Genomic DNA, 9,010 nt, shown 5'->3' with positions numbered 1-9,010 from the left:
GACACGGGTGGGAGGAACGCGGGCAGGTTGGACACGGGTGGGTCACTGGCGGGTGATGGATCGAGGCGGGTGGTGTCCTCGTCGCCGGGACCAGCGGGATCGCCGCCGCGCGCGGGCCGCGGTGCCGCGCTGGCGACGTGCCCGCTATCGGGGGGCATGGCTTCGAGGAACCGGGCGGTTTCGGTGAGGTGTACGTCGAGGCCGCTGCGCCGCTGCCAGCCCGCGCCGTAGACGACCCGGGCGGCGGCGGCGAGATCGGCGGCGAAGGCCCGCGCGTCGGGTTGCCGGGCCGCCGGCGCCTTCGCCAGCGCACGCAGCACCACCCGCCCGATCGGCTCGGGCACCCCGAACGGCGTCGGCGGCGCCACCATGCAGTGATGCCGGAGCATCTCGGGTTCGGGCAGGCCGGGTGGGTAGAGCGCGGCCCCGGTCAGCAGCTCGTACAGGGTGACGCCGAGGGCGTACAGATCGGTCCACGGCCCGAGCGCCGTGCCGTGAACCTGCTCGGGCGCCATGTACCGCGGTGTTCCGATGACGGTGTGGCCCGGGCTGGCCGGCTGGCCGGTGGCCGGCGGCCGGTCGGCCAGCAGGGCGGCGATGCCGAAGTCGGTGATCTTCGGCCGTCCGGTCGTGGTGAACAGGATGTTGTCCGGCTTGATGTCCCGGTGCAGCACGCCGAGATCGTGGGCGTGGGCCAGCGCGTCCGCGACGGCGAGGCCGAGCAGGCAGGCGTCGGGCCCGGACAGCCGTTGGTGGGCCAGGTTGCCGCCGGGCAGCAGTTCCATGACCAGGACATACAGCCGGCCTCGGGCGACGAAGTCGTGCACGCGGGCGACGTGCGGATGGTCGAGGCGGCTCAGCGCCCGCCCCTCGGTGCGCAGATCCATCTCCGTCGCACCGGGGCGCGCCGAGAGCACCTTGATGGCGACGTCGCGGGCGAGGGGACGGTGATACCCGGAGAGGACCAGGCCGAACCCGCCCGAGCCGAGCTCGCGGCCGACGTCGTAGTCGGGGAGCGCGGCGATGATGCTGCTGCGATCGACTGCCGGCACGTCCCGTCCTGGGTCACTGTGCTCTTTGGACTCGCTACGGTGGGCGCATCCTCCCACAGCGGAATTCCCGTGCATATCGGACCGCCTGTCGGCTGGCCGACGGCCTGGCCCACACCATCCGGACCTGTCGAGGCGGGATGACTCGAGGCGGGATGACACGCAGCCTGTGAACGAGCCGGCGCCTGGTCCCACACCAGCGGACGAAACGACCGCGGCCACGCGCGACCGGGTGACCAGCCGCCTGCTCGCCCGGCGGACACGTGGACACGACAGTGCGGCCGCGCATCGGTGCGGCGGACAGGCGCCTCAAAGTGCGAGCCGGACGTCGCTCACGCGTCACGGCTGTGCAAGGCGTGCCAGCCACCGAGGACCGCCACCGCCGTCCATACAGCCATAATCGGTAGACCCAGCCATGCATCGTAGACGAAACCGGAATTCGAATGGAGGTTCATGGCTGCGTACAGCCCAGCCCGATCAGGCAGGAACTGAGCGACCGTCCGTAGGCTGGGAACCTCCATGCTCAGAGGAGACAGAAGGAACAGGAATGGCAGGAAAATCCCCATCGTCGCAGCCGGCGCGCGGAAGATCGTGGCGAGCCCCACGCAGAGGAGGGTCAGCAGCGGAAAGTAGAGGACCAGAGAAATCACGCCGCGCACCGTGCCGGGATCGCCAAAGGGGACTCCGTGTTCATCCAGTAGACCCTGCGCTGCGAAGAACGTGACAAGGGTGGCCGGAACCGCGACGGCCAGGGAAGTTCCCGCCGTGACCGCGAGTTTTCCAACGTAAAACCGGGTCCGTTGGGGAACGGCGGTGAGAGAGGTGGTTATTGTGCCCTTCTCGTACTCGCCTCCCATTGCCAGCATCGCGAAAACGGCCACGGCAACCTGGGCGAAGTTCGCCCCCCAGAACGCCAGCGCCAGGGGATCAAAATCATGTTGTGCTGCTTCGCCGTCGCCGTAGGCCCCGCAGGCAAAGGAGCCGAAGCCGACGAGCAGGACAGCTGCCATCATCAGGGCCCATACGATCGATCGGACCGATCGGATCTTGGTCCACTCTGAATACAGCACCGGCCGCAGGGTCACGTCAGCGCCTCTCGTCCAGCAGCGGCGGTGAACTCAGCGGAACCCGCGGTCATCCGCAGGAACGCCTCCTCCAGGGAGTCGCTGTGCGGCTGCAGTTCCTGGAGTGGCACGCCTTCGCGGGCGGCGATCGCGCCGATCTGATCCGGCTGTGCCTCGAGTACCTCCCACAGCCCGCCTTTCGTCGCGGTCAGGGTGAACCCCTCGGCGGCCAGTGCCCTGCCCAGCCGCTCGGGTCGGGTCGTGCGCAACCGGACCCGGCCGTGGCCGTACCGGGCACTGAACTCGGTCATGCTGACGTCGGCCAGTAGCCGGCCTCTTCCGATGATGACGAGATGATCGGCGGTTACGGCCATCTCGTTCATGAGATGGCTGGAGGACAAGACCACCCGACCGTCGTCGGCGAGTTCCCGGAGCAGGTTCCTGATCCATTGGATGCCCTCCGGGTCGAGGCCGTTGAGCGGTTCATCCAGGATCAGCACCTGAGGATCGCCGAGCAGAGCGGCTGCGAGCCCGAGCCGTTGACGCATACCCAGGGAGAATCCGCCGATCCGACGCCTGGCGGCACCAGCCAGGCCGACCCGGTCGAGCATGTCGTCGACCCGAACATCTGGGATGCGGTTGCTCCTGGCGAGGACCAGTAGCTGATCGCGAGCCCGTCGCCCGGGATGCACGGCAGCCGGATCGAGCAGCGCACCCACATGCCGCAGCGGCTCCTGGATCCGTGCGTAGGACCTGCCACTGATGAGCACCTCGCCGTCCGTCGGTCGGTCGAGGCCGAGCATCATCCTCATGGTGGTCGTCTTGCCCGCGCCGTTAGGTCCGAGAAAAGCGGTCACCCGACCCGGCTCGACCTGAAAACTCAGCCGCTTCACAGCGACAGTCGATCCGTAGCGTTTAGTGACATCCCGAACGTCGATACGCGCTCTGGGCGGTGGTTCCTTCTCGGTCGCCATGCTCCTAGTGAGCGACACGCCGGGCTGTGCGCGGATCCCCCAATCGTCGCTGCTTCCCTCCCTCCTGTGGGGGAGGCACCCGGGGGATCGCCGTAGGCATCATGGAAGGGTGCCGATCCTTGTCTCCCTGGTGCTCCGGCCCGCGGTCTACACGCGCTGGCTGCACCTGGCCATGGGCGGGATCTTCGCCGGTATCTGCGTCATGGTGGCGCCCGGCTTCGACGAGTCCCTGGCAACCACCCTGCTCACCTGCCTGGTGTCCCCGTTGCCGGTGCTGGCTCTCGCCGCGTTCGTGCCCGTGACCCGCCACGCGGAGGGCGTCCAGGCACGGTTGCTCCTGAAACCGCAGGACAGCACAAGGATCAGCGTCGCCCGCTCGCGCACTCTGTCCGACCTGCGCCGCACCGGGCTCTGGTTGTTGCTCCGTGTCTGGTTCGGAGTCGCCGTCCTGGCCCTGACGGTCAACGCCGTCGCTCTCGCCATCCAGCTCATGGTCGCCCCGTTGCGGCAGGGACCGCTACGCACCGCCGGAATCGAGGTACTGGACCGCGATCATCTGCTGCTGGGCCCGCTCCTCGTCCCGCCACTGGTCCTTGTGCTGCTGTGGATCGTGGTCGCCGTCGGTGAGCTACAGGTACGAGTGGCCCAAGCCTTCCTCGGCCCGTCACCGGCCGAAAGGCTGGCGGAGGTCGAACATCGTGCCGGCCAGCTCCTGGAACGTAACCGGCTCGCCGCGGAACTGCACGACTCCATCGGTCATGCGCTTACCGTGACGGTCCTGCAGGCCGGCGCGGCCAGGCAGGTCGCGGGCGCCGATCCCGCGTTCGTCGAGCGGGCCCTGACCGTCATCGAGGAGACCGGGCGGCGCGCCATGGACGACCTCGAACGAACCCTGGGGATACTCCGCGACACTCCAGTAGGCGTGCGCGCCCGACCCACTCTCGCTGATCTCGACGCGCTCCTGGACATCGCCCGGGCTGCCGGCGCCCCGGTCACCGCCGACGTCAGTCCGCGGATCGGCGACATCCCCGGCGTCGTGTCCCAGGAGGCCTACCGGATCCTGCAGGAGGCGGTGACCAACGCCCTGCGGCACGCGCCGGGCTGCGCGGTGGTGATCGATATCGGTGTCGACGACACGTGCCTTGACCTGCGTGTCGTCAACGCGATGAGCAGGTCCACCACCCTTCCACGCGGGGGGAAAGGCCTGCGCGGACTGCGGGAACGGGCCATCCTCCTCGGCGGCGAGTTCAGCGCCAGTCGCCAGGACGACCACTGGACCGTCGACGTCCGGCTTCCTACTCAAACGCGCGCGCCCCACGGAGATCGTCCAGGCCGTACATCTGGTCGCATCGAGCGATACCCTGCTCTTCCCCGAAGCGATCCGGCACATGGCGAGCAGATCAATAGACCAGGCGGCCGTCGAGGTGATGCGGCGGGTTACGCTCACTGACCGGGAAGCCACTGTACTCCGGCTGATCAGCCAGGGACTGTCCAACAACGAGATCGCGGACCGGCTCTACCTGGGCGTCCAGACCGTCAAGACCCACGTGAGCAGCGTGCTGGCCAAACTCGGTGCCCGGGACCGCACACAGGCAGTCATCATCGCCTTCGAGTCCGGCTTCGCGAAGCCTGAGAGGCTCTGACGCCCTGCGACGGCCTCGCCTACCTCGGGCAACCCGGGCGGGGGCAGCTCGATCTCCTCCTGCGCGAGATCCTCCCCGCCGCCTTCGGCGACCGGTCGGCGGCCGGAAACCGCTTGTTTCAGGTCGAGGACGCTGCGGTCGGGTCGAGGACGCTGAGGTCGGTGGGGAAACGTCGGTCAGCGGGCGCGCAGCAGCGCGAGACACAGAGTCAGGCCGGGGCCGAAGGCCATCGCGACGACGGTCGCGTCTGTCGCCAGGCCCCGGCGGAGCTGGTCGAGGACGAGCAGGACCGTGCCCGACGAGCAGTTGCCACGGGTGTCGAGGATCCGACGGGTCGCCGCGGTCTGCCCAGGGCGCAGGCCCAACCGTTCCTCGACGACGTCGACGATGCGGGGGCCGCCGGGATGCACGGCCCACGCGCCGACGTCGGTGACGTCCGCGGCGATCGGCACGAGCAGTGCCGCCGTCGCCTCCTCGACATGCTTGGCGAGCACGTCGGGCACCTGCGGGGACAGGCCCATCCGGAAACCGTGGTCGGTGATGTGCCAGGTCATCAGGTCCTCGCTGGCGGGCGCGGTCGCGGCGGTGGTGTCGAGGATCTCCAGGCCGTGGGGGGCGTCGGGGAGAACGACGACCGCCACCGCGGCGTCGCCGAACAGGGCGTGTGCGATGACCTGTTCCAGGTCGCGGTGTGTGACCGCGGGCTGGACGTGCAGGGACGTCAGTTCCACGCAGAGCACGAGCGCGGGCTGCCGGCGGGCCCGGACGAAATCGGCCGCGGCCCCCAGGCCCGGAATGGCGGCGTAGCAGCCCATGTGGCCGATCAGTAGCCGGCGCACCGACGGCTCCATGCCCAGCTCGCGGGCCAGGTGGATGTCCAGGCCGGGCGTCGCGTACCCGGTGCAGGACACGACGACGAACAGCCCCACCTCGGCGGCGCCGATCCCGGCGTCCGCCAGCGCCTCACCCGCGGCCCGGCGACCCAGCGGCGGGGCCTCGTCGAGGTACCGGCGCATCCGGGCCGCCGTCGACCAGTCGCTGATGTCCTCCCGCCGGGGATCGACCACGCTGTGTCGGGTGCGGACGCCGGAGCCGAGGAACAGCCGGCGCGCCAGCGCGTCACCCCGGTACCGATGCGCGAAGTAGTCGTCCCACAGGCTCTGCTGGGCGTAGGGGTCGGGGAAGGCCGAACCCAGGCCGGTGATCACGGCGGCGGACGGTGCCGCGGTCACCACCGGGCCACATCCGCGTCGGCGTCCGGGTCGCCGCCGAGCGCCGCGAGGCCCAGCCAGTCCGCGCACACGTCGCTCGTCGCGGGGTGCAGCGAACCGCAGCGGGCGTCGCGGTAGAGCCGCTCCAGCGGATGCCCACGGCGGGTCACCGACGTCCCGCAGGCCTCGACGATCGACGCGGCGACGTCCTGCGCGGTGCGCCCGGCGAGCAGTTTCGCCCGCCACACCCACCGGTTCGTCGAGGGTGACCCCGGGTCGGCGTCGACGCGGCGGGCGCACTCGTCGACGACCGCGTCCAGCGCTGACAGGGCGGCGTCGGCCTGGCCGAAGCGGGCGCGCACGGCGGGCAGCCCGGCGAGCCCCCGCGGCAGCCCGGTGCCGGTGCGGCCGCGGGCATGCTCGATCCCAGCGTCGAACACGGCCCGGCCGACCCCGGCGTAGACGGCGGCGTAGGAGGCGACCAGCCACTGCGGCATCACCTGCGCCACCAGCAGGCTCAGCCCGGCCATGCCCCCGACCAGCGCGTCGGCGGGAACCCGCACGTCGAGGCGCACATCGTGGCTGCCGGTGCCCCGCATACCGAGGCTGTCCCAGTTCGGTTCGACGTTGACCCCCGGGCCGCGGGGGACGAGGAAGTGACTGATCGTCGCGGCTGAGGGTGGGACGGACGTGCGAGGTTCCTCGGCGCGGGCGGCGACGAAGAAGACGTCGGCGTGCGACGCCCCCGAGCAGAACGACTTCACACCGGTGATCCGGTAGCCGTCGCCGTCGGGCTGGTAGCGGGTCCGCAGCTCGGACAGGCGGGAGCCCGCGCCCCGCTCGCTCATCGCGACGGCGATGAACGCGCCGGCGGCGGCGGCCGCCAGGGTCCGGTCGCGGGCGGCGAAGTACGACTGCGGTGCCCCGATCGCCCGGGCGAGGTCGTCGGGTGTCCTGGCCAGCGCCCCGACGACCGACGTGTGCATGTTCAGGGCCAGGGCGGTCGCGCCGCTGCCCGTGGCGAGCACCCGAGCGGCGTCCGCCCAGTCGGCGAAGCCACCGCCGGACCCGCCGAGCCGCGTCGGCACGAGCAGCCCCAGCAGGCCGGCGCCGCGCAGATCGTCGAGGTCAGCGGCGGGCAGCTCGCCGTCGCGGTCGGCGTCGACGGCCCGGGCGGCGAGGCCGTCGACGGCGCCGCGGGCGAGCTGCGCGGCGTGGACGGACTCCCTGGCAGCGAGGGCGCGGGGCGACGGAATCGGGGAACTCACCGGTGGCCCCCCGCGGACGCGGTGCGAAAGCCGACCGCCTGGTAGACCCCGGCGGTGGAGCCGGTGGGCACCATCCGGACCGAGTCGGCGCGCCGCGCCAGCCAGCGGGCGTAGTCGACGAACGACGGGCGCAGACCGTTGGCAACCGTCATGTCGATGCCGGCGCGTCCGAGTGCGCCGGCCAGCCGGTCTGGCGAGACGAGCAGCGCCGGATCGTGCAGTCGACGCGGCGGCCCCCCGGGCAGGTGCTCGGCGACGCGGACCAGGGCCAGCCGGCAGAACAGGGTGTCCGCGAGTGTGTCGATGACGATGGTGCCACCGGGCGCGAGCACCCGGCCGATCTCCGCGCAGGCGCCGTCGAGGTCGGCGAGATGCTCGAACAGCTCGCCGGCGACGACGCAGGAGAACTGCCCGTCCGGGAGTGGCAGACGGTGCACATCGGCCCGGACCGCCAGCACGCCGTGCCCGGTGGCCTGGCGCAGCGCCGGTGCCGACAGATCGACGCCGACATGCCGCCATCCAGCGAGCCGGCCGGTGAGCGCCACCGAGAGCAGCCCGGCGCCGCAGGCGAGGTCGAGCAGCGCCGCGCCGGGGTGCGGGGGGTCCGGGATGAGCCGTCCCCGGGCCTGCGCGAGCCAGCGCAGCGCGGCGAACTGCCCGTGCGTCCCCCACCACTCGCCGGCGAGGTCGTCGTACTGGGCCGGGTCGTTCCTGGGCCGGCGGGGGGCGCGCCGCCGCGGCGGGGGAGCGTTCACGGGTCTCCGGGAGGGGCCTCAGGGCCGGTGGCCGGCGGCATCGCCGGTCTCACCCGCACACACGGTGTGACAGTCGCTCCACGGTAACGGTAGATCCAATCCAGGCACGCCATCGACACAACGGCGGGACACCGATGCGCGGACCGCCGCGATGTCGCGATGTCGCGGGGTCAGTCCAGCCGGGCGCCGGCGACGACGAGGGCGACGTCGATCGCGGCGACGGCCATGGCGGTGCGAAAGGCCGTCCGGTCGTCGCGGCGCAGCCCGGCACTGGTCAGCACCCCGACCGCGGCCAGTACTCCCACCCGCAGGCCCCACGGTCGCGCCGGCCCGAGCGCCGCCACCGCAGAGCCGGCCGCGAGCAGCAGCGCGGCCGACCCGCGCGAGCCGGCGGCCCCGAGGCGCTGCGGCAGCCCACGCACCCCCGTGCGGGCGTCGGCATCGAGGTCCGGCAGGACGTTGGCGAAGTGCGCACCCGCGCCGAGCAGTGACGCCGCCGCCGGCAGCCACCAGGGCGGTGCGGGAGCGCCGGGCAGCCCCTGGACGACGAAGGTGGGCAGCAGTGCGAACGAGACCGCGTAGGGGACCACCGACAGCGGCGTCGCCTTCAGCCCGAGGTTGTAGCCCCAGGCACTCGCCACGGCAGCGAGGTGCGTGAACCCGGCCCGTCGCCCGCAGGCCAGCGACAGCGGCACGCAGGCGACCAGCGCCGTCGCCGTGGCCGCTGCCACCGTCGCGGGCGTGAGCCCGTCGCCGACGAGGGGCTTGTCCGCCCGACCCCCGGCCGCGTCCCGATGCCGATCGACGAGGTCGTTGCTCCAGCCCACCGAAAGCTGCCCGGCCAGGACCGCCGACGCCACCAGCCCGACCCCACGCGCCGTCCGCCCGCTGGAGGCCGCGAGCGCCGCCGAGAACAGCGTCACCGCGGCCGTCGGCTCCGGATGACATGCCCGCACCAGCGCGGCACCTCGCCTCGGAACCGTTGCACCGTGGTGATCGATAGCGTTCATCACCTATGCCGCCTCGCCTCTCGGCGAGGCACCCCC

General features: G+C 71.8%; 9 protein-coding genes. 2 read left to right on the top strand and 7 right to left on the bottom strand.

Annotation, left to right across the window (positions count from 1 at the left end; all coding sequences use genetic code 11):
• The 3 genes from C1A33_RS14330 to C1A33_RS14320 all read right to left on the bottom strand — a co-directional run.
• A partial coding sequence (locus C1A33_RS14330; protein WP_133150671.1) for a serine/threonine-protein kinase occupies nucleotides 1–1,052 on the bottom strand: 1,052 nt, incomplete at its 3' end.
• Between the two features lie 329 nt (nucleotides 1,053–1,381).
• Complete coding sequence (locus C1A33_RS14325; protein ID WP_101832012.1) at nucleotides 1,382–2,134, bottom strand: ABC transporter permease; 753 nt, start codon at nucleotides 2,132–2,134, stop codon at nucleotides 1,382–1,384.
• On the bottom strand, nucleotides 2,131–3,087 hold the full coding sequence (locus tag C1A33_RS14320) for an ABC transporter ATP-binding protein (RefSeq protein ID WP_101832011.1): 957 nt from the start codon (nucleotides 3,085–3,087) through the stop codon (nucleotides 2,131–2,133). Before C1A33_RS14320 ends, C1A33_RS14325 begins: the two co-directional genes overlap by 4 nt.
• 109 nt (nucleotides 3,088–3,196) lie before the next feature.
• Here C1A33_RS14320 and C1A33_RS38360 point away from each other — a divergent pair, with 109 nt between their 5' ends.
• Nucleotides 3,197–4,537, top strand: coding sequence for a sensor histidine kinase (locus C1A33_RS38360; RefSeq protein ID WP_243407548.1), 1,341 nt, complete (start codon nucleotides 3,197–3,199; stop codon nucleotides 4,535–4,537).
• Nucleotides 4,515–4,730: a response regulator transcription factor gene (locus C1A33_RS38355; protein ID WP_243407547.1), complete on the top strand. Its 216-nt coding sequence runs from the start codon at nucleotides 4,515–4,517 to the stop codon at nucleotides 4,728–4,730. The genes C1A33_RS38360 and C1A33_RS38355 overlap by 23 nt, the downstream gene beginning before the upstream one ends.
• Before the next feature lie 176 nt (nucleotides 4,731–4,906).
• Here C1A33_RS38355 and C1A33_RS14305 read toward each other — a convergent pair whose 3' ends face one another.
• The 4 genes from C1A33_RS14305 to C1A33_RS14290 all read right to left on the bottom strand — a co-directional run bounded on the left by C1A33_RS14305 (nucleotide 4,907) and on the right by C1A33_RS14290 (nucleotide 8,974).
• Nucleotides 4,907–5,965: a type III polyketide synthase gene (locus C1A33_RS14305; RefSeq protein WP_243407546.1), complete on the bottom strand. Its 1,059-nt coding sequence runs from the start codon at nucleotides 5,963–5,965 to the stop codon at nucleotides 4,907–4,909.
• Nucleotides 5,959–7,209 carry an acyl-CoA dehydrogenase family protein gene (locus C1A33_RS14300; RefSeq protein WP_243407545.1) on the bottom strand — a complete coding sequence of 417 codons (1,251 nt, stop codon included), beginning with the start codon at nucleotides 7,207–7,209 and terminating at the stop codon, nucleotides 5,959–5,961. The genes C1A33_RS14305 and C1A33_RS14300 overlap by 7 nt, the downstream gene beginning before the upstream one ends.
• On the bottom strand, nucleotides 7,206–7,964 hold the full coding sequence (locus C1A33_RS14295; protein WP_101832009.1) for a class I SAM-dependent methyltransferase: 759 nt from the start codon (nucleotides 7,962–7,964) through the stop codon (nucleotides 7,206–7,208). The genes C1A33_RS14300 and C1A33_RS14295 overlap by 4 nt, the downstream gene beginning before the upstream one ends.
• Before the next feature lie 170 nt (nucleotides 7,965–8,134).
• Entirely contained in the window at nucleotides 8,135–8,974 is an 840-nt protein-coding gene (locus C1A33_RS14290) for a UbiA family prenyltransferase (protein WP_101832008.1), read from the bottom strand.
• Nucleotides 8,975–9,010 lie beyond the last annotated feature (36 nt).

The sequence above is a fragment of the Frankia canadensis genome (assembly GCF_900197875.1).
Classification (GTDB): domain Bacteria; phylum Actinomycetota; class Actinomycetes; order Frankiales; family Frankiaceae; genus Frankia; species Frankia canadensis.
Note: the sequence above shows the minus strand (reverse complement) of the source record. Positions and strands in the feature narration are given on the sequence as shown.